This window comes from Candidatus Thiothrix sulfatifontis, assembly GCA_022828425.1.
Taxonomy (GTDB): Bacteria; Pseudomonadota; Gammaproteobacteria; order Thiotrichales; family Thiotrichaceae; genus Thiothrix; species Thiothrix sulfatifontis.
Genome location: CP094685.1, coordinates 2,903,165 through 2,921,638, shown reverse-complemented (window position 1 = coordinate 2,921,638; position 18,474 = coordinate 2,903,165). Strand labels below are relative to the sequence as shown.

Genomic DNA, 18,474 nt, shown 5'->3' with positions numbered 1-18,474 from the left:
TCACGCTGCTTTTTGCTGGGGCAAATGCACATCCACCACGATTTCTGAGTAGGGTGTGAAAATTTTGCCGCTGGCATCGCGTTCGATGGCAAGCCATTCCATCAGGCGTTCCACGTCGTTGTGGACGTTTTTGTAGTCGCGTTGCAGGGTGCGGGCAAGTTCGGCAATGCTCATTGCGCCGTGTTCGCGTAACGCTGCCAGCAAGTCCCAGCGTTTGGGGGTAAAAACACTGAGCATTTGGCTGACGTTTTTGAAGCCTACGCCGAAGTAAGGGGCGGGTTCTTCACCGACTTCGAGGCGTTCTAGCATTTGTTGGGCTAGTGCCAGTGAGGACTGGATGCTTGTGCCTACTTTGATGGTCAGGATGTTTTGGTTCATGTGTTTACCCCTGCGATGTCGTGCATAAAGTCTGCGACTAACTTTGCCGGACTTTGGAAAAAATAGGGCAATTCAGCCTCTTGAATGTGCTTGTGATCGCCTTTGCCACGCTCATTGTCATACCCCACTACCCGCTTGCCCTCAACGATGTAGACCAACCGATATTTGTACGGATGTTCTGACGGTGGAACAGGCTTGGGAACGCGCCAGATCAGGATTTCCACGAAACCTTGGGCGTATTCTTCTTTGGTATGGAGCAGTTTGGTGGCTTTCATTGAAGCATTGTGGCATGGCACTTTTATGGTGTAAAGAACCATATTTTTCTGATTTTATTTGACCAGAACAGAGCCTGTGATTCACATAATACGGGAAAAATAAATACCCCCCACTTTTGAGTGCTGCGTTTAGAGTCGAAGCATGGTCAGGCAATTTATTGTTATTGATATTTAAGCCTGCTCTCTGCCTCTTGGGGCTTGCTGATAAATTCTTTTTGATGGGAAAAGGTTACAGACATTGGCTTGGCAATGCTGTCAGAAAACGACAGGGTGGCGGCAGAGTGTGCCAGAGGTAACAAGGTGGAGGGGAATTGGCGTCACGATGGTGTTATCTGTCGGCTGGTTCGTGCGGTCTTTATGGATTATGCTTATCCCAGCAAATCTGCTAACGGAGGCGATGACCATGTTAAATTTAGAGCTAAACGTACAACCTGCCACAGCGCAACGTTTACGTCTGTTAATGTCCCAAGTCGCGGATCAGGAGACTTTTGCCCAGAACATCATCGCTTTTCAAGTGCATGAGTTGAAACGGGGTATTTTGAATTTGCGGCTGGATTTGAGGAAATTTGAAGAGCAATACCAGATGCCATCTGAGGTGTTCTACGGTCAGTTTGAACAGGGTGAAGTGGATGATAGTGAAGACTATATGCTGTGGTCGGGGCTGTATGAAATGTGGCAAAACAATCAACAACAGTTGCAGGCATTGCAATGATCGAAGCGTATTTCGCACACATTGAGCAGGTGTTGCAGTCCGTCCCTAATACGCAAAGTCTTTCAATCCGCAAAACCCTCTACAACAACAAGCAAGGCTACCTTGCCGGTTCTATCCTGTTTGAGGGTGGCGATAGGCTCGATTTTGCGGAAGTAAAAAATACCGATCATGCAGGTAAGGTGAAATACCGCTATCAGTACATGGATGCTGCCCAGACCATGATTTTTCGTTACGATAATGCGCCACATCATCGGCATGTAGTGACGTTTCCACACCATAAGCATGACGGTGATGTTATCCGCGATAGCCTTGAACTTTCGTTGGCGGATGTATTGCTGGAAATTGCTGAGTACCAGCGATCTTTTTCTTAAAAGCTAAAGTTCATGCCTGGCAATATTGGTTCAATGAGTAGTGGGTTCATGCGGCGCGAAGCTGTTTGAAACGGATAACTTCGGCTTCGATTTCATCCATATCGGTGCTGATGGTTTCGATGCGGTGCTGCTTGCAGGCGGCAAGGAACGTGTAAATGTCCACGCCTGCAAATTCGCAGGCTGCGCCACGCGATAATTGACCGGACTGGAACAGCAACAAAGCGGTATGCAGCTTGAGTAGCTGTGCGAGGCTGGTTTTATCCTGTTGTGGAAGCAGGACATGATCGGGTATTTCAAGCGTTATTTGCATGTTGTGCCCTCGGCGGGGTGATGGATATGTGCTTGATTGTATGGTTATCCCTGTGGGAAAGCCATATCACGGTTTTGGTGTTTGTTGCCATTAGTTTGCCTCCTCACGCTGCTTTTTGCTGGGGCAAATGCACATCCACCACGATTTCTGAGTAGGGCGTGAAGATTTTGCCGTTAGCATCGCGTTCGATGGCAAGCCATTCCATCAGACGTTCCACGTCGTTGTGGACGTTTTTGTAATCGCGTTGCAGGGTACGGGCAAGTTCGGCAATGCTCATCGCGCCGTGTTCGCGTAATGCTGCCAGCAAGTCCCAGCGTTTGGGAGTGAAGACACTGAGCATTTGGCTGACGTTTTTGAAGCCTACACCGAAATAAGGGGCGGGTTCTTCGCCGACTTCGAGGCGTTCTAGCATTTGTTGGGCGAGTGCGAGTGAGGACTGTACGCTTGTGCCTACTTTGACGGTCAGAATGTTTTGGTTCATGTGTTTACCCCCTCAAGGTCTAATGGGTTTTGTCGCTTTTACGATATACTCACCCGCTTAAATCAGCAAATCCCTTTCAACCCTGATGCAAACTGATTTTGTTCAGTGAAATCAGCAGAGTGTAGACGTAAGGAACACACGTGGCAGCTATTGACGACCTGATCGCACAAATTGAAGACAAAGCCCTGCGGGAACGATTACGGCTGGAAATGGGGCGCATCACCAAGGAAAAGAAATTTGGGCTGGTGTTTGAAGACCATTTGCCGGAACTGACTCCTGTGTATTCGGCGCGTGTCCGCAAGGGGTGCAATGTGGCGTTGCGGGATGGCGCGTTGTCGGCGTTGTGGCGGGTATTGTCAGTGCAAGGCGAATCCGCCGAATGCGTGAACCGCAGCACGGGTGAAAAACGCACGATCCCGTTGGTGGATTTGGTGGTGGTGCGGCAATTCGGCGAGCCGATTTTCCCAGCACTTGTGCCAGTGGAGCGCGTCCAGAATGGTGCGGAAGATGCGCCTTGGCACAGCCTGATTGAGGCGGACAACTACCACGCACTGCAATTGCTCGAATACCTCTATGCAGGGCAAGTGGACTGCATCTACATCGACCCGCCCTACAATTCCGGCGCAAAAGACTGGAAATACAACAACAACTACGTCGATACCAATGACCAGTGGCGGCACAGCAAATGGCTGGCAATGATGCAGCGACGCTTGAAACTGGCGAAACGCCTGCTCAATCCCGAAAACTCCGTGCTGATTGTCACCATTGACGAAAAAGAGTACCTGCGTTTGGGGCTATTGCTGGAACAGGAGTTCCCAGAAGCACGGATTCAGATGGTCAGTTCTGTCATCAACCACAGTGGCGTGGCTAGGGCTAAGGAATTCTATCGCGCCGATGAATACCTGTTTTTTGTTTTCATGGGTGATGCAGCGGTCGTACCAACTGGTCAAGATATGCTCAATCCTCCCGAATCATTCGAGGGAAAAAAGATTGATTTATGGCGACGACTTTTGCGTAGCGGCACAAATGCCCGCCGACAGGATGGTGTGAAACAGTTTTATCCGTTCTGGATCGACCCAAAACAAAAGAATATCCATTCGGTAGGAAACTATATCCCGCTAGGTGTCAGCCCTAACTCCGTTGTGCCACCCGTACCCGGTCTGGTGGCTTGTTGGCCGATCAGAAGCGACAACTCCGAAGGGTGCTGGCAAATCAGTGCAGATACCGCTAGAAAAGGATTGGCTGAGGGGACTGTACGTATCGGAGCTTACAGCGGCACGAAAGGGCGATGGTCGATTTCCTATCTGCGAAATGCCGAAAAAGAACGAATCAAACGCGGGGAAATTGAGGTTACGGGACGCGATGAAAACGATGCGCTGATTTTGAAACAATCGGAAACTATCGAACGGGTCAAATACCCGGTTTCCGTATGGAATCAGCGTTCCCACAATGCTGGCGCAGGCGGTTCTAATGTTATCCGTGCGCTAATTCCAACACGCCGTTTTCCGTTTCCAAAGTCGCTTTACGCTGTTGAAGATGCTATTCGCTTTTTTGTTGCCAACAAGCCCAATGCGCTTATTCTTGATTTCTTTGCCGGTTCTGGCACTACTGCCCATGCGGTGATGCGGCTTAACCGTCAGGATGGTGGACATCGCCGCGCAATCCTTGTGACCAATAACGAGGTATCCGCCGAAGAACAAAAATCACTCCAAGAACAAGGCTTGTACCCCGGTCATCCTGATTGGGAAAAGCTCGGTATTTGCCAGCACATTACCCTGCCGCGCTTAGCCGCAGCCATCACGGGCAAAACGCCAAAGGGTGAACCCGTCAAAGGAGATTACAAGTTTACTGACGAGTTTCCGATGGAAGACGGTTTCTCCGCTAATCTGGAATATTTCCGGCTGGATTTTCTGGATAAGAACCAAGTAGCACTCGGTCGTCAGTTCCGTGAGATTTTGCCGATTCTGTGGCTCAAAGCCGGAGCAATTGGTACGCGCCCAGAAATACCCGCTAATCAACCCATTCCAGCGGTATTGATTCCCCCGCAAACCCCGTTTGCTGTTTTGGTAGAAGAATCACACTTTGCAACCTTCCTTGAACAAGTGGAAGCCCGCCCCGACCTGACCCATGTGTTTCTGGTGACGGATTCCGAAGAAGCCTTTCAGGAAATGGCAGCACAACTCAACGTACCAAACGTCATGCAACTTTACCGGGACTATCTGGAAAACTTCGTTATCAATAAAGGGGAACGGGCAGCATGAAAATCCGCTTATTCGACTTTCAGGAAGAAGCACTTGAACGGCTGTGCTCCACACTCGCAGAAATTCGCCCGTTTGCCTCCGTAGAAAAACCCAAGGCGATTTCCTTTTCTGCCCCGACTGGCGCGGGCAAAACCATTGTGATGACAGCCCTGTTTGAAGACATTTTGTTTGGCAGGGAAGCGTTAGCCCCACAAGCCGATGCGGTCATTCTGTGGATTTCGGACATGCCGGAACTGAATGAACAGACCCGCCTGAAAATTGAAGGCAAATCCAACCGCATCCGGGTACGGCAACTGGTCAATATTGATGCCAGTTTCGATGCCGAACGGCTCAGCGGCGGGCATATTTACTTTATCAACACCCAAAAGCTGGGCAGTGAAAAGCTGCTGACCCGCAAGGGCGACGGACGGCAATACCCGATTTGGGAAACGCTCACCAATACCGCACGCTATCAGTCAGACCGCTTTTATGTGGTGATTGATGAAGCCCATCGCGGCATGAAAAGCGGTAGCAGAGCCGCCAGCACTGCGCAAACCATCCTGCAACGTTTCTTGCTGAGTAGCCCGGAGGATGGCTTGTGCCGGATGCCGCTGGTTGTTGGCGTTTCCGCCACCCCCAAACGCTTTGAAGAATTGTTGAACAGCAATGACAGTTACGCCCTGCATAAGGTTTACATCCAACCGGGGGATGTGCGCGAATCCGGTTTATTGAAAGACCAGATCATCATCCATCATCCCGAAGGCGAAACCCAGGCTGAAATGTCGTTACTGGCAGAAGCGGCCAACCGTTGGCGCAAAGTCAGTGAACATTGGCAGGCGTATTGCAAAAAACAGCAAGAGCCAACCACGGTATGGCCTATCCTCGTTATCCAAGTGGAAGATGGCTCAGACAAAGCCCTGACGAAAACCAACCTGTCCACCTGTTTGGCAACCATCGAAAGTGCGCTGGGGCGGCGTGTGCATGAACTGGAAGTGACGCACACCTTTAACGACAGCGGCGACCTTGACGTGGATGGTAGGCGGGTGCGCCATGTGGAAGCCTCCCGGATTGAAGAAGACCCCAATATCGGGATTGTGTTGTTCAAGATGAACCTGTCTACCGGCTGGGACTGCCCGCGTGCCGAAGTGATGATGTCATTCCGGCGGGCAAACGATCACACCTACATTGCCCAATTGCTGGGGCGCATGGTGCGCACCCCGCTTGCCCGACGGGTAGAAGCGGATACGCTGCTGAATGATGTCCACCTGTTTCTACCGCATTACAACGAAACGTCGGTAAACGCGGTGATTGAATCGCTGAAAAACGTTGAAGAAGTGCCGCCTGTTACGATTACAACCGGGCGCGATGCGGTGACACTCTACCGTCGTGAAGGCATGGATGACGTATTTGCAGCCATCAGCGAACTGGTCACATACCGCGTGAATGCCGTGCGTAAACAAAGTTCCTTACGCCGCTTGATGGGGTTGGGGCGCGGGCTGACGCACGACCAGATGGCGGAAACCGCACAAGATGGTGTTAAACAACAGCTTGTCGAAAAAATGACAGCAGAAGTCCAGCAGCTAAGCGCATCCGGCACATTGGCAACACAAGCCAAACAAATCACGGGTATTAGCCTAAAAACGGTTGCTGTCAGTCATGGCACATACATTGCCGAAGAAGGCGAAACTTACATTATCGACGCAGCATCAGCGGACATTGACCGTCACTTCCAGCAAGCAGGGCGTTTGTTGGGCAACGGTTTGCACATGGACTATTGGCGCACCCACGGTGATCGTGATGCTGATGAAGCGAAAGTGGAAATAGTCGTTTTAAGCCAAAACCATCAAGCCATGCAGCAATTGGAACTGTACGCAGAACAACAGTTCGACACCCTGTATGCAGACCACCGCCGCGACATCGGTAAGCTGAAAGAACAACGCCGTAAACACTATGAGCGGCTACGCCTTGCTACTGCTGATCCGCAACCCATCGCGTGGATATTGCCAGAGAGCATTGACTTCCGCCGCTCCAAAGAGGCAGCCGTGTATGACAAACACCTGTTTCTACAAGAAGATGGTCAGTTTCAAGCCGACCTTGGCACGTGGGAACGCGAAGTTTTACAACTGGAATTGGCTAACCCTGCGGTCATCGGCTGGTTTCGCAACGTTGACCGCAAACCGTGGTCGCTGGAAATTCCCTACGAAGATGGCGGCAGCGTCAAACCCATGTTCCCCGACTTATTGATCGTGCGGCAAGATGCCAAAGGCTACCAGTTCGACATCATCGAACCACACGACCCCAGCCTGAAAGACAATGCCGCCAAAGTGATTGGTTTAGCCAAGTTTGCCGAAAAGCATTGGATGCTGTTTGACCGCATTCAATTGGTACGCAAGCAAAAAGCAGCGGATGGCAAAGAGCATTATTTCAGATTGGATATGGGGAATGATGTGGTGCGTAAAAAAGTATTGGGTGTGAACGACAATACCCAACTTGACCAACTTTTTGCTGCGGAAGCAAAACCTTAAACAGGTATGGCAACCATGCAAGACCTCCACTGGCAAATCCCCCCCAACCCCGCCACCGCCCTAATGCTGGCAAAACGCCAACTCAGCGAATTCGTCTGCGATGCGGTCAATCTGGAAGGCATCAACATGACCTTGCCAGAAGTCCAAACCCTACTGGATGGCATCACGGTGGGCGGACACAAACTTTCCGACCAGCAAATCACCGTCAACCAAGGCAACGCATGGCGGCTGTTGTTTAGCTGGCTCGAACGCGGCGAATTCACCGTTTCCGCCGAAAAAGCCTGCGCACTCCACGCTGCTGCGGGCAAAGAAGAAGCATTAGAATGGGGACGCTTCCGCTCCGGCGGGGTATTCATCGCGGGAACAGATTACATGCCGCCACCCGTCGCCGAATTACCCGCCCGTTTCGAGGCAATGGTTGCCGACCTTGCCCACATCGACGACATTTACGACCAAGCCATTCACATCTTCCTAACGATGGCGCGTTGCCAGTTTTTCTACGACGTGAACAAGCGCATGGGGCGTTTTATGATGAACGGGCATTTGCTCCAACACGGCTATCCCGCGATCAATTTACCCGCCAAACGCCAACTGGAATTCAACACCTTGATGCTGGCGTTTTATGATTCGGGTGATGAAACCGCGATGAATGCGTTTATGCGTTCGTGCATGGATGAGCGGGTGCTGCGGATTATGCGCGAGGCATGATTAATCAAAACCATTCAAACTCAAGGCAAAGCTGACAGCCTGAAACGGTTGGTATGGTTTTCCTGAACAACCTGATCGAGTTCAGCCACCAGATCGTCATCGAAGGTCATTACGCTACCGCACTCGCACCCACAACGTTAGCTACGCAGAGAGCTTAAACCACCTTCACCACTTCCACCTTCACCCCATCGCTCACCAGCAACCACGCCGACAACTTCGGCAAGCGTGCAATCTCCGGCAACTGCAAATAGCCTTGCACTTGCTCGATACCTTCCTGCCGCTTCGCTGCCCAATCCTTATCGGTCTTTTTGCTGTATTTCAGTTCGATCAAATGCTGGCGGGGTAGCACAATCGGGTTGCGTTCCAACAGCAGGATGTCGGGGTATTTGCGGTTGATTTCGCGCTCGCTTTGGATGAAATACACCGGCACTTGGTAGAGCAAGGTCAGCAACAGTACCTTGATGTGCTTCTCGTCCATGCCCATTGCGTCGCGGTTGGAAAGCAATTGCAATGCCCGCGTCATTTCCGCCACCAACGGCTGCATGTCGTCACGTACCGCCAAGGCTTCCACCGCCAACCGCAAGGCTTGGGTAGAAATGCTCATCTGGTTGCGGCGCTCCAACTCGACCTTGAAATACTGGTAATACAACTCGCGGATCACATGGTTGGGAATGCAAAACACCTCGCCAAACGGCGTTTTGCGTTGCAAGGTCACGAACCCCATATACGCCAGCAAGCTGATAAAATCGTCACGATCAAAGCCTTTTTCAAAGTCGAATTGGCGGCGTTGTTCCGCGCTCACTTCGCCCGTGCTAATCAATTCATCCAGTACCGCAAAATTGGTATCACGGTCGCCGATACTGAACATACCCAGAATTTTGCCGTAATCCGAGGCGATATTGTCATCCAGCATTTGTGCCGGGTATTCACATCGCCGCTGGTCAAAGCGGTCAATAAAATACAGCACCATATCCGGGTTGTAGACGGTTTCAGGCGCATTCACATGAAAACGGTAGCCGTTGTACCAAGCGGTGATGTCGCTCATGAGTGTATCGGCATCGAGTTGGCAAGACGCCACCAACGCTTGCAACAGACCCGCAGTTTCCGCTTTGGTAAAACCGACCGCCTGATTAAAGTCTTCATCAAGGGAGATATTTTTACCGATATTAAAGCCACTGGTCATGCTATCGAGCATGATGGGCGTGACACCCGTGATAAACAAACGGTCAATTGCGCCGCGTTGGGTAGCGGTTTTGATGGTTTCGTAAAAGCTACGCACAAAGCCGCCTTTACCCACAATGCTTTGGAACAAGCTTAAATCGCGTGCCAGAATAGAGTTGGCAAAGTGGTCATATTCGTCGATCAACAACAGAATTTTTTGTCCGGCAGTTACCCGAAAGAAATATTTCATCATCGACTGCGGGGATGGCTCACGCTCAATCGCAGCGATAGCGCTCTCTGGATAACCGTAGCGACTGAGACATTTTTGCAATGCTTGCGCCACTTCGCGCTCAAAATCGCGATACAGTGGCTCGAAACCTTGTTCAGTGGCAATCCCGCTAAATTCCATAAACAGCACTTGATAGCTGCTTTTTAACGGCGTGGGGTGCTTTCCGATGTAGAGTTCGGAGAAAATCGCATCAAAATCATCTTGATAACCCACATCGTAATAGTATTCCAATGCCGATAGCAGCAAACTTTTACCGAAACGGCGCGGGCGTAGCAACACAAGGTGGCGACCTGCCGCTTCCAGTTTGGCGATGTAATCAGTCTTGTCGATATAAACATAGTCGTCAGTGATGACTTGTTTGAAATTGCTGAGACCGTAGGGGATTTGCATCGGGTTGCTCGCTGGATTGATTGCCGCTGTTGTCGGTAGCAGTTTAGCACATTCTCTAAGGGGCAAACCTTGGCGACAAATTTCTACACCATTTTTATCTCCAAACTGCCAGACTTCGCGCCATAGCCCCACTGTGAATCTGGTGTCACATGAAAAATGGATTGGAAGCCCGCCCTTTATGGCAACGGCATTTATTGGCATTGCTGGCGGTTGGCATCACCACCCTGCTGGCACTGCCGCTGCATAACCATCTCGATTTAGCCAATACCGCCATGCTGTTTTTGCTGACCGTGGCACTGGTAGCGGTCAAGCTGGGTCGTCGCCCCGCTATCCTCACCGCGTTTTGCAACGTGATTGCCTTCGATTTCTTTTTTGTGCCACCGCATTGGTCGCTCTCGGTTGCCCACGCCCAATACCTCGTCACCTTTGCCGTCATGCTGATCGTTGCCCTCATCATTACCCACCTGACCGCCGGATTACGCCAGCAAGCCACCGATGCCAACACCCGCGAACAGCAAGCCCTGAGCCTGTACGAACTCGAAAAAGTCGCCCACGAAGCGCGGATGCAAATGCTCTCGGAACGCTTGCGCAACACCATTCTCTCTGCGCTCTCGCACGACATCCGCACCCCGCTCACCTCGCTGTACGGGCTGGCAGAATCCCTAAAACTGAGCAAACCGCCGCTGCCGCCCGACACACAAGAAACCATTACCGCCATCCGCGACCAAGCTTTGCACCTCAATAGCATGGTCAGCAATTTGCTGGAAATGGCACGGCTGCAAGCAGGCGGCATGAAATTCCGCAAGGAATGGCAGCCGCTGGAAGAAGTCATCGGCGCAAGCACCAAGCTGCTCAAAGTCGCCCTGCGCCATCACCCCGTTAAAGTCAGCCTGCCCACCGATTTGCCCTTGCTGGAATTCGATGCCATCCTCATGGAACGGGTGTTTTGCAACTTGCTGGAAAATGCCGCGAAGTATTCACCTGCCGATTCCACTCTGCAAATCACCGCCAAGCTACTGCCCACACAGGTAGAAATTTGCGTGTGCAACCCCGGTGAAGGCTTTCCGGCTGACAAACTGAATCAAGTCTTCGAGCTGTTTGAACGCGGCAACCACGAATCCACCATCCCCGGCGTAGGGCTGGGCTTAAGCATTTGTCGTGCGATTATCGAAGCGCACGATGGCGATATTGCTGCCAGCAACCCAACGCAAGGTGGCGGGTGTATCTGCTTTCACCTGCCCCTCGGCACACCGCCGATCATCGAACCCGAACCCTTCCACCCCACAGGCAATACCCCATGACCACAGCCATCAGCCATATTCTGGTGGTGGAAGACGAACAGCACATCCGCCGTTTCGTCCGCACCGCCTTGGAAAGCGAAGCCTACCAAGTCACCGAAGCAGGTACTTGCGCACAAGGCTTGCAGGACATCCGCACCCAACGGTTGGACATGCTCATTCTGGACTTGGGGCTACCCGATGGTGACGGCGTGCAACTCATTCAGACCTTGCGCACTTGGTCAAAACTGCCGGTGTTGGTGCTGTCTGCCCGCAGTGCCGACCAAGACAAAATCAAGGCATTGGATGCGGGTGCTGACGATTACCTCAGCAAACCGTTTTCGACCGGCGAATTGCTGGCACGGGTACGCGCCCTGTTGCGCCGCAGCCAGTTCAACCCGGAAACCGCCAGCCCGCTGATTCACTTCGGTGATATTGAAGTGGATTTATCACAACGCCAGGTGCGCCGTCGCGGGGAAGCTGTGCGCATTACCCCGATTGAGTTTCACCTGTTAAGCCTGCTGCTACTGAATGCCGGACGGGTCATGACCCACCGCCATTTGCTGCGCGAGGTGTGGGGCAGCACCTATGTGGAAAGCAACCACTACCTGCGCGTATACGTCGGGCATTTGCGCCAGAAACTCGAAAATGACCCCAGCCAACCCCGCCATTTACTGACCGAAACCGGCATTGGCTACCGTTTTCAATTGTAGGAAGGAATCCTGATATGACTAACTCCCACGTTCCCAAACAAAAGCTGGGGGCATTGACCCTAGCCGCCTTGGGCATTGTTTACGGCGACATTGGCACTAGCCCGCTGTATGCCTTCAAAGAAGCCTTTACGCATGGGCTAGAACCCAGCCACGCGAATGTGCTGGCTACGCTGTCGGCACTGTTTTGGGCGATTACCCTGATTATTTCGCTCAAATACGTGTGGCTGGTCTTGCGCTTCGACAATAAGGGCGAAGGCGGCGTACTGGCTTTGCAAGCCCTTGCGCATCGGCATACGCGCCGTACCCTGCCGCAGTGGTCAAAAGCGGTGGCACTGATCGGGGTGTTTGCGGCTGCATTGTTTTACGGCGATGCGATTATTACCCCCGCGATTTCGGTATTGTCGGCAATAGAAGGCATTAGCGTGGCAACCCCACAGTTTGAACACCTGATTATCCCGATTACCTTGGGCATTTTAATCAGCCTGTTCCTGATCCAGCGATTCGGCACGGCGAAAGTGGGGATCTTGTTTGGCCCGATTACGGTGGTGTGGTTTGTGAGTTTGGGGACACTGGGCATTAGCAGCATTTTGCAAACGCCAGAGGTGTTGCAAGCCTTGAACCCCTTGTACGCGCTGGACTTTACCCTCCATCACCCGGTTGCTGCGTTTGTATTGCTCTCCGCTGTGTTTCTGGCGTTGACCGGCGGTGAAGCACTGTATGCCGACATGGGGCATTTTGGCGCAAAACCCATCCGCTTGGCGTGGTATGGCTTGGTGTGGCCTGCCTTGACGCTGAATTATTTTGGGCAAGGCGCATTGGTGATGCGTGACCCGACGATGACGCAGAACCCGTTCTATTTTCTCGCGCCGGATGGCTTGCTTGTGCCGTTGGTGGTATTAGCGACGATGGCAACCGTGATTGCTTCGCAAGCCACGATTTCCGGGGCGTATTCAATTACCCAGCAAGCGACGCGCTTGGGCTATTTACCGCGCATTCGGGTGCAGCACACCTCGGATTCGGAACAGGGGCAAATTTACATTGCCAGCGTCAACTGGTTGATGTTGCTGGGAGTTATCCTGCTGGTATTGGGGTTTGGCTCGTCCAGCGGCTTGGCGGCGGCTTACGGGATTGCCGTGTCGGGCACGATGATTATTACCAGCGTGTTGATTTTGCTGGTGGCATTGGCTCGCCCCAACCAACGCTTGCGCAAGGCGATTATTGCCTGCGTGCTGGTGGCAATTGTGTTTGAAATCATGTTCTTCAGCTCCAACCTGAGCAAAATCGGGCATGGCGGGTGGTTGCCGATTTTACTGGGATTGGTCATTTTTACTTTGCTGACAACCTGGAAGACAGGCAGCGAGTTGATTGCGGAACATCGGCGCAAGATCAATGTGACCATGCGCAAATTTGTCGCCGACCCACACCGCGAGATTCCGCGTGTGGCTGGGACTGCGGTGTATCTGGCTTCCAACCCGAATCTTGTGCCTAGCCGCTTGTTTTATAACATTAAGCATTACAAGGTGATGCACGAGCAGATTGTGTTCCTGCATGTGGATAATGAGGAAATCCCCTACATCCCGGAAGAGGAACGCCTGACCGTGACGGGGCTTGCACCGGGGATTTACAGCGTAAATGTACGCTTTGGTTTCCGCGAAGACCCGGATTTGGGTAAGGCATTGCAGGGGACGGTCAATTACCAATTGGCATTGCCTGCGGATAGCACCACGTTTTTTGTGGCACGTACCGCGATTGTGGATTGCGAAGGGGTATTACCGTATTGGCGCTGTGCGCTGTTTGGCTGGATGATGCGTCAGTCGGAAAGTGCCGCCACCTACTTTAATTTGCCATCGGATCAGGTGGTGGAAATAGGAACGCAGGTAACTTTATAGCGGAAACCCACGGGTACACGCAAACAGATGATGCACCAATAAAGGGCTACATGTGTTACCCTGCATAGTCTTTTGTACAAGTGGGTGACTGGTAATTTATGAAGCGTTTCCACTGTATTTGTGGTCAGGAAGTTTTGTTTGAAGACAAAGAATGTTCGTGCTGCGGCAGGTCATTAGGGTTTAACCCGGATACGTTGGAAATGGTGGTACTAAACCGTGCGCCGCACCTGCGGGGATGCTCGCTGCGTGAGCATTCGGTGGGCTGCAATTGGTTATTGCCATTCGCTGACAAGCACAAGCAGTGCTATTCGTGCCGCTTGACGCGCACCGTTCCTGCACAGAATATTCCCATCAATGTGCAACGTTGGACGGTATTGGAACGCGCCAAACGGCGCTTGGTGTATTCCTTGATTACCTTAGGCTTGCCATTGGTGGGGCGCGAACACGATCCCGCTTGCGGCATTGTCTTTGATTTCTTGGAAGATCAGCGCACCAACCCGCTGGTGAAAAAAAGGGTGGTCTACACGGGGCACAAAAGCGGTGTGATTACCTTGCATGTCGTGGAAGCAGACGAAGCGCACCGGGTCACGGCACGCGAACAATTGAACGAGCGTTACCGTACTGTACTGGGGCATTTGCGCCATGAAAGCGGGCATTATTATTGGGATAAATTGGTGCGGGATTCCGCATGGTACCCGCGTTTCCGCAATTTGTTCGGGGGCGAAGAAAATTACCGCGAATCCTTGGACTGTTACTACGCTCACGGCCCACTGCCGCAATGGGAAAAACGCCACATTAGCGCGTATGCCAGTTCGCATCCTTGGGAGGATTGGGCGGAAACTTGGGCGCACTATTTGCACATTATGGATACGCTGGAAACCGCCACCAGTTTTGGCTTAATTCACCGCGAAACCGTTGACCCTAGCGGTTTTCATTTATTGATGCAGGAATGGCGGCAACTGTCGCGCACCATGAATGCACTCAACCGCAGCATGGGGCAGCCAGATGCTTACCCCTTCACCTTATCGCGGCAGGTTATTGTGAAACTGCGCTTTATTCACCAACTGGTCACGGGTTCAGAAGGTATGTAGGGTGCTATCCGGTTTGGTGTGAACTTCCAAGCGCGGCATGGAGCGGAAAGCCCGGTTCAATTGATTGGCCCATTCGTGGCGAATTTGGAGTAAATACGGGTCTTCGGCCTCAAACTTGTAGTGTTTGGGGGCAGTGAATTCATCGCGTTTATAAATTAACACTTCAATCGGTGGCCCCACGCTGGCATTGCTTTTCATGGTGGAATCCATGGAAATCAGGGAGCAAATCGCCGCGTCTTCCAGCGAGGCATCGCGCATAATAAACCTGTCTAGCACGGGTTTGCCGTATTTACTTTCACCAATTTGCAAATACGGTGTATCCGCCGAAGAGGTAATGTAATTGCCTTGCGGGTAAATCATGTAGATATTGGGGTTGCGCCCTTGAATTTGTCCACCGAGAATCAGCGTGGCATCGGGCACAAAGCCGGTTTGTTCGGTGTGCTTGCGAATCCGATTGACCAGCACATCGCCCAAGTATTCAGCAACATCTGCCAGATAGCCTAAAGTGTTGATATTACGGGGTAAGCCTTCTGAAACGTCGCGCCGAATTTGTTGAATCACCCCTTGCGTGGTGGCGAGATTACCCGCACTCATGATCACTAAGCAGCGATCCGGGGTAGTGACGCAGCGGTGCATCTTACTGTAAGTGCTGACATGATCAATGCCCGCATTCGTGCGTGAGTCAGAGGTTAAAACAAGCCCCTCATCGAGAGAAATACCGATACAATATGTCATGTCAGTTCGTGGGGTAGTTGAGGTGAAGATAACTTATTAGACTCTTTGGGATAGGTCAATGTTCCATTGATATTGTTTGCGACTTTACGATGATAATAACGGTTTTCAGGATGAATGATGCGTATGTCAAGCTGGTTTATTGCCGATTTGCATTTAGATGCTACCCGCCCCGGCGCCATTCGGTTGCTGCTCGATTTATTGAAACAGATTGAGGGCAGGGCGGATGCGCTCTATATCCTGGGTGATCTGTTTGAATATTGGGTCGGCGATGATGCCTTAGCGACGCCGGAGGCGGCAGTGTTGCAGCCGGTGGTGTCCGGTTTGCGGCAGGTGAGCGGTAGTGGGGTGAAATTGTATTTCCAACACGGCAACCGCGATTTTTTGGTGGGAGCGCAATTTGCTGAAGTGACAGGCTGCACCTTGCTGCCCGAACAGCATCTCATCGACCTGTACGGCACGCCTACCTTGTTATTGCACGGCGATACCCTGTGTACCGATGATGTCGAATACCAGCAGGTTCGTAAGCTGTTCCGTAACCCGCAATGGCAGCAGCAATTTCTTGCCTTGCCCTTAGCAGAACGTATCCGTCAAGCGGAAGCGATGCGGGCGCAAAGCCGGATGAGTATGCAGGGCAAAGCGGAGGCGATTCTGGATGTGAATCAGCCAGCGGTGGAAGCCAGGTTGCGGGCAGCGGGGGTCACGCGGATGATTCACGGGCATACCCACCGCCCTGCTGTACACGATTTCGTGCTGGATAGTTTGCCAGCACAGCGGGTAGTATTGGGCGACTGGCACGAAGCCAAAGGCAGTTTTTTGCGTGTGGATGCCGACAGCATGACATTGGAGTGTTAATGATACATCTTCCGTGAGGAAGGGCTGGATGTCAGCTTGCTTCGCCAGTGGCATGAGTGATTATCTTCAGCTTAATCCAACACCCGTTTCGCTGGAAAACACGCTTTGAACTCGGTATTCCCCGGCTTGCTGGTAATCGTCAGCTTGCCGTTATGCCATTGCATCACATGCTTCACAATCGCCAAGCCCAAGCCTGTGCCGCCGCTGGCACGCGAACGCCCTTCATCCACGCGGTAAAAGCGTTCGGTCAAGTGCGGCAAGTGCTTCTCAGGAATGCCAGGGCCGTTGTCGATGATACTCAAGCACGCTTGACCGTCGTCGTTGCTTTCCCAATGAATACGGATGGTGGTGCCCGCAGGGGTGTGTTTTACCGCATTGGCCAGCAGATTAGTAATGACGCTATGGATGTCTTTTTCGGAACCGCACACGCACAAATCGGGTTCGATTTGGGTTTCCAGCCAGTGCGTATCGCTGGCTAAAGTGTCGCTGATCGCTTGAATACTGCTTTCCAACATCGCAGGCACATCGACCCGATTGCCCATTAGCGGGGTGGTTTCCTGACTTTCCAGCCGGGACAAGGCCAGCATGTCGCTGATGATTTGCTGCATCCGCGCGGCTTGTTCGCGGGATTGTTGCAGCGGTGATTGCAAGTATTCGGGCAATTCCGGGTCTTGCTCAAATAATTCGATGTAGCCGGTTAATACGGTCAGTGGTGTGCGCAATTCGTGCGAAGCGTTAGCAATGAACGCTTTACGGGTTTTTTGCAACTGTATGCCTTCGCTAATATCGCGCACACTCAAGACCCGCGAGCCGCCTTGCAACGGCAATAATCGCGCTCGCAACGTCAGGTTGCTGTTGCGCAATGAGGGAAACGTGATTTTGCGGTCGCTGTTTTCTTCCAGCAATTTATGCAGTTCGGGGTGACGCAGCAACGTATCCACGCGCTTACCCCGATCAACCGTATCGCGGATATTAAGCAATTTCGCTGCTGATTTGTTAGCCCACTGAATGTGATTATCGGCATCCAGTAACACCGCTGCATCGGGCAAAGCGGAAAGGACGTTATCAAAACGTGTCAGCAATTCTTGCTGCTTGCGTTTACGTTCCAGGCTTTTTTGTTGGGATTTTTGGAACAAATACGCAATTTGTTCCCACGCACCATCACTGTCGGGCATTTCTTCGGGTTTTTGCCCGTTGGTCAGCCAGCGTTGCAGTTGATAGAGTTTGTGCAGCATCCAGCCAATGTAACCTAGCAGGATCAGCACCATGAGGGGGAACGGGTAAGGCGTTAACCATGCGAGCAGAAAACCGCCGCCTATCACGATAGCCAAGCGGTAGCGTTCTACACTCCAATAATTATTGGGCATCAATCACCTGTCGATTCGACTGCACTGAATAAATAACCTGCACCCCGCACCGTTTGAATCACGTTATCAGCGGCGTAGGTCTTTAATGTTTTGCGTAAACGTAGCACATGCACATCAACGGTGCGTTCTTCGATATAGGTATTTTGACCCCAGACAAAATCCAGCAATTGAGCACGGGAATAGACTTTTTCGGGGTGCTGCATGAAAAATTCCAGCAGGCGGTATTCGGTCGTGCCGAGATGCACGGGTGTGCCATCAATGCGCAATTGGTGCGCATTTTGGTTGAGTTGCAAGCGTCCGGCGTTGATCACCCGCTGTTCGTCGAAACCGTCGGTGCGCCGCAATAAGGCTTTGATTCGCGCACTCAGCGATTTGAGTGAAACGGGTTTGATCAGGTAATCATCTGCACCGGCATCCAGCCCGTGAATCATGTCATCCTCTTCGCTTTTGGCGGTGAGCATAATGATCGGAATGTCGCGGGTCAGCGGGTCGCTGCGAAAACGTCGAATGAGTTCGGGACCAGAAAGATCGGGCAGCATCCAGTCGACCAACATTAAGTCGGGCGACTGGTCTGCTGCCATATCACGCGCCGTCCGCGCATCAGCGGCTTCTTGTACCGTGAAACCTTCCCGCTCTAATGAAAAGCGGATCATGGAACGAATCGCGGCTTCGTCTTCAATGCACAGAATGCGTTTCTTCATGCGGGTAAC

Annotated in this window: 18 protein-coding genes; 10 read left to right on the top strand and 8 right to left on the bottom strand. The window is 52.1% G+C overall.

Annotation, left to right across the window (positions count from 1 at the left end):
• Both L3K52_14490 and L3K52_14485 read right to left on the bottom strand, forming a co-directional pair.
• Window positions 1-378 carry a hypothetical protein gene (locus tag L3K52_14490; protein ID UOG91396.1) on the bottom strand — a complete coding sequence of 126 codons (378 nt, stop codon included), beginning with the start codon at window positions 376-378 and terminating at the stop codon, window positions 1-3.
• Window positions 375-653 (bottom strand): DUF6516 family protein, encoded by a 279-nt coding sequence (locus L3K52_14485; GenBank protein UOG91395.1) that lies wholly within the window; start codon window positions 651-653, stop codon window positions 375-377. The genes L3K52_14490 and L3K52_14485 overlap by 4 nt, the downstream gene beginning before the upstream one ends.
• 403 nt (window positions 654-1,056) lie before the next feature.
• On the opposite strand from L3K52_14485, the gene L3K52_14480 reads away from it, so the two are divergent.
• Together L3K52_14480 and L3K52_14475 are read left to right on the top strand one after the other, a co-directional pair.
• Window positions 1,057-1,365 carry a hypothetical protein gene (locus L3K52_14480; GenBank protein ID UOG91394.1) on the top strand — a complete coding sequence of 103 codons (309 nt, stop codon included), beginning with the start codon at window positions 1,057-1,059 and terminating at the stop codon, window positions 1,363-1,365.
• On the top strand, window positions 1,362-1,736 hold the full coding sequence (locus tag L3K52_14475) for a DUF6516 family protein (GenBank protein ID UOG91393.1): 375 nt from the start codon (window positions 1,362-1,364) through the stop codon (window positions 1,734-1,736). The genes L3K52_14480 and L3K52_14475 overlap by 4 nt, the downstream gene beginning before the upstream one ends.
• Window positions 1,737-1,782: 46 nt before the next feature.
• Here L3K52_14475 and L3K52_14470 read toward each other — a convergent pair whose 3' ends face one another.
• On the bottom strand, window positions 1,783-2,046 hold the full coding sequence (locus tag L3K52_14470; protein ID UOG91392.1) for a UPF0175 family protein: 264 nt from the start codon (window positions 2,044-2,046) through the stop codon (window positions 1,783-1,785).
• Between the two features lie 103 nt (window positions 2,047-2,149).
• Complete coding sequence (locus tag L3K52_14465; protein UOG91391.1) at window positions 2,150-2,527, bottom strand: transcriptional regulator; 378 nt, start codon at window positions 2,525-2,527, stop codon at window positions 2,150-2,152.
• Between the two features lie 140 nt (window positions 2,528-2,667).
• On the opposite strand from L3K52_14465, the gene L3K52_14460 reads away from it, so the two are divergent.
• Genes L3K52_14460 through L3K52_14450 form a run of 3 tightly spaced genes read left to right on the top strand, consistent with a single transcriptional unit; the run spans window position 2,668 to window position 8,000 of the window.
• Window positions 2,668-4,788 (top strand): site-specific DNA-methyltransferase, encoded by a 2,121-nt coding sequence (locus tag L3K52_14460; GenBank protein UOG91390.1) that lies wholly within the window; start codon window positions 2,668-2,670, stop codon window positions 4,786-4,788.
• The gene (locus L3K52_14455; protein UOG91389.1) at window positions 4,785-7,292 is read left to right on the top strand and encodes a DEAD/DEAH box helicase family protein; all 2,508 of its coding nucleotides are present in this window, start codon (window positions 4,785-4,787) and stop codon (window positions 7,290-7,292) included. Before L3K52_14460 ends, L3K52_14455 begins: the two co-directional genes overlap by 4 nt.
• 15 nt (window positions 7,293-7,307) lie before the next feature.
• Window positions 7,308-8,000 (top strand): Fic family protein, encoded by a 693-nt coding sequence (locus tag L3K52_14450; protein UOG91388.1) that lies wholly within the window; start codon window positions 7,308-7,310, stop codon window positions 7,998-8,000.
• 154 nt (window positions 8,001-8,154) lie between these two features.
• Here L3K52_14450 and L3K52_14445 read toward each other — a convergent pair whose 3' ends face one another.
• Window positions 8,155-9,840, bottom strand: a complete 1,686-nt coding sequence (locus L3K52_14445) for an ATP-binding protein (protein UOG91387.1) — start codon at window positions 9,838-9,840, stop codon at window positions 8,155-8,157.
• A gap of 149 nt (window positions 9,841-9,989) precedes the next feature.
• Between L3K52_14445 and L3K52_14440 the strand changes: the two genes are divergently transcribed.
• The 4 genes from L3K52_14440 to L3K52_14425 all read left to right on the top strand — a co-directional run bounded on the left by L3K52_14440 (window position 9,990) and on the right by L3K52_14425 (window position 14,810).
• Entirely contained in the window at window positions 9,990-11,141 is a 1,152-nt protein-coding gene (locus tag L3K52_14440) for a DUF4118 domain-containing protein (protein UOG91386.1), read from the top strand.
• Complete coding sequence (locus L3K52_14435; GenBank protein ID UOG91385.1) at window positions 11,138-11,830, top strand: response regulator; 693 nt, start codon at window positions 11,138-11,140, stop codon at window positions 11,828-11,830. Before L3K52_14440 ends, L3K52_14435 begins: the two co-directional genes overlap by 4 nt.
• Window positions 11,831-11,844: 14 nt before the next feature.
• Window positions 11,845-13,719: a KUP/HAK/KT family potassium transporter gene (locus L3K52_14430; GenBank protein UOG91384.1), complete on the top strand. Its 1,875-nt coding sequence runs from the start codon at window positions 11,845-11,847 to the stop codon at window positions 13,717-13,719.
• A 98-nt stretch (window positions 13,720-13,817) separates the two neighbouring features.
• The gene (locus L3K52_14425; GenBank protein ID UOG91383.1) at window positions 13,818-14,810 is read left to right on the top strand and encodes a putative zinc-binding peptidase; all 993 of its coding nucleotides are present in this window, start codon (window positions 13,818-13,820) and stop codon (window positions 14,808-14,810) included.
• On the opposite strand, the gene L3K52_14420 is transcribed toward L3K52_14425, so the two are convergent.
• On the bottom strand, window positions 14,796-15,545 hold the full coding sequence (locus L3K52_14420; protein ID UOG91382.1) for a proteasome-type protease: 750 nt from the start codon (window positions 15,543-15,545) through the stop codon (window positions 14,796-14,798). The two genes, L3K52_14425 and L3K52_14420, sit on opposite strands and share 15 nt — an antisense overlap.
• A gap of 123 nt (window positions 15,546-15,668) precedes the next feature.
• Here L3K52_14420 and L3K52_14415 point away from each other — a divergent pair, with 123 nt between their 5' ends.
• Window positions 15,669-16,397: a UDP-2,3-diacylglucosamine diphosphatase gene (locus L3K52_14415; protein UOG91381.1), complete on the top strand. Its 729-nt coding sequence runs from the start codon at window positions 15,669-15,671 to the stop codon at window positions 16,395-16,397.
• A gap of 71 nt (window positions 16,398-16,468) precedes the next feature.
• Here L3K52_14415 and phoR read toward each other — a convergent pair whose 3' ends face one another.
• Complete coding sequence (phoR, locus tag L3K52_14410) at window positions 16,469-17,764, bottom strand: phosphate regulon sensor histidine kinase PhoR (protein ID UOG91380.1); 1,296 nt, start codon at window positions 17,762-17,764, stop codon at window positions 16,469-16,471.
• Complete coding sequence (gene phoB, locus L3K52_14405) at window positions 17,764-18,465, bottom strand: phosphate regulon transcriptional regulator PhoB (GenBank protein UOG91379.1); 702 nt, start codon at window positions 18,463-18,465, stop codon at window positions 17,764-17,766. Before phoB ends, phoR begins: the two co-directional genes overlap by 1 nt.
• Between the last annotated feature and the right edge of the window lie 9 nt (window positions 18,466-18,474).

Bases quoted from the DNA above. Each gene is read 5' to 3' on its own strand.
- L3K52_14470 (UOG91392.1), bottom strand. From the start codon at position 2,046: ATGCAAATAACGCTTGAAATACCCGATCATGTCCTGCTTCCACAACAG.
- L3K52_14420 (UOG91382.1), bottom strand. From the start codon at position 15,545: ATGACATATTGTATCGGTATTTCTCTCGATGAGGGGCTTGTTTTAACC.
- L3K52_14415 (UOG91381.1), top strand. From the start codon at position 15,669: ATGTCAAGCTGGTTTATTGCCGATTTGCATTTAGATGCTACCCGCCCC.
- L3K52_14465 (UOG91391.1), bottom strand. From the start codon at position 2,527: ATGAACCAAAACATTCTGACCGTCAAAGTAGGCACAAGCGTACAGTCC.
- L3K52_14455 (UOG91389.1), top strand. From the start codon at position 4,785: ATGAAAATCCGCTTATTCGACTTTCAGGAAGAAGCACTTGAACGGCTG.
- L3K52_14475 (UOG91393.1), top strand. From the start codon at position 1,362: ATGATCGAAGCGTATTTCGCACACATTGAGCAGGTGTTGCAGTCCGTC.
- L3K52_14490 (UOG91396.1), bottom strand. From the start codon at position 378: ATGAACCAAAACATCCTGACCATCAAAGTAGGCACAAGCATCCAGTCC.
- L3K52_14480 (UOG91394.1), top strand. From the start codon at position 1,057: ATGTTAAATTTAGAGCTAAACGTACAACCTGCCACAGCGCAACGTTTA.
- L3K52_14440 (UOG91386.1), top strand. From the start codon at position 9,990: ATGAAAAATGGATTGGAAGCCCGCCCTTTATGGCAACGGCATTTATTG.
- L3K52_14435 (UOG91385.1), top strand. From the start codon at position 11,138: ATGACCACAGCCATCAGCCATATTCTGGTGGTGGAAGACGAACAGCAC.
- phoB (UOG91379.1), bottom strand. From the start codon at position 18,465: ATGAAGAAACGCATTCTGTGCATTGAAGACGAAGCCGCGATTCGTTCC.
- L3K52_14485 (UOG91395.1), bottom strand. From the start codon at position 653: ATGAAAGCCACCAAACTGCTCCATACCAAAGAAGAATACGCCCAAGGT.
- L3K52_14450 (UOG91388.1), top strand. From the start codon at position 7,308: ATGCAAGACCTCCACTGGCAAATCCCCCCCAACCCCGCCACCGCCCTA.
- L3K52_14425 (UOG91383.1), top strand. From the start codon at position 13,818: ATGAAGCGTTTCCACTGTATTTGTGGTCAGGAAGTTTTGTTTGAAGAC.
- phoR (UOG91380.1), bottom strand. From the start codon at position 17,764: ATGCCCAATAATTATTGGAGTGTAGAACGCTACCGCTTGGCTATCGTG.
- L3K52_14445 (UOG91387.1), bottom strand. From the start codon at position 9,840: ATGCAAATCCCCTACGGTCTCAGCAATTTCAAACAAGTCATCACTGAC.
- L3K52_14430 (UOG91384.1), top strand. From the start codon at position 11,845: ATGACTAACTCCCACGTTCCCAAACAAAAGCTGGGGGCATTGACCCTA.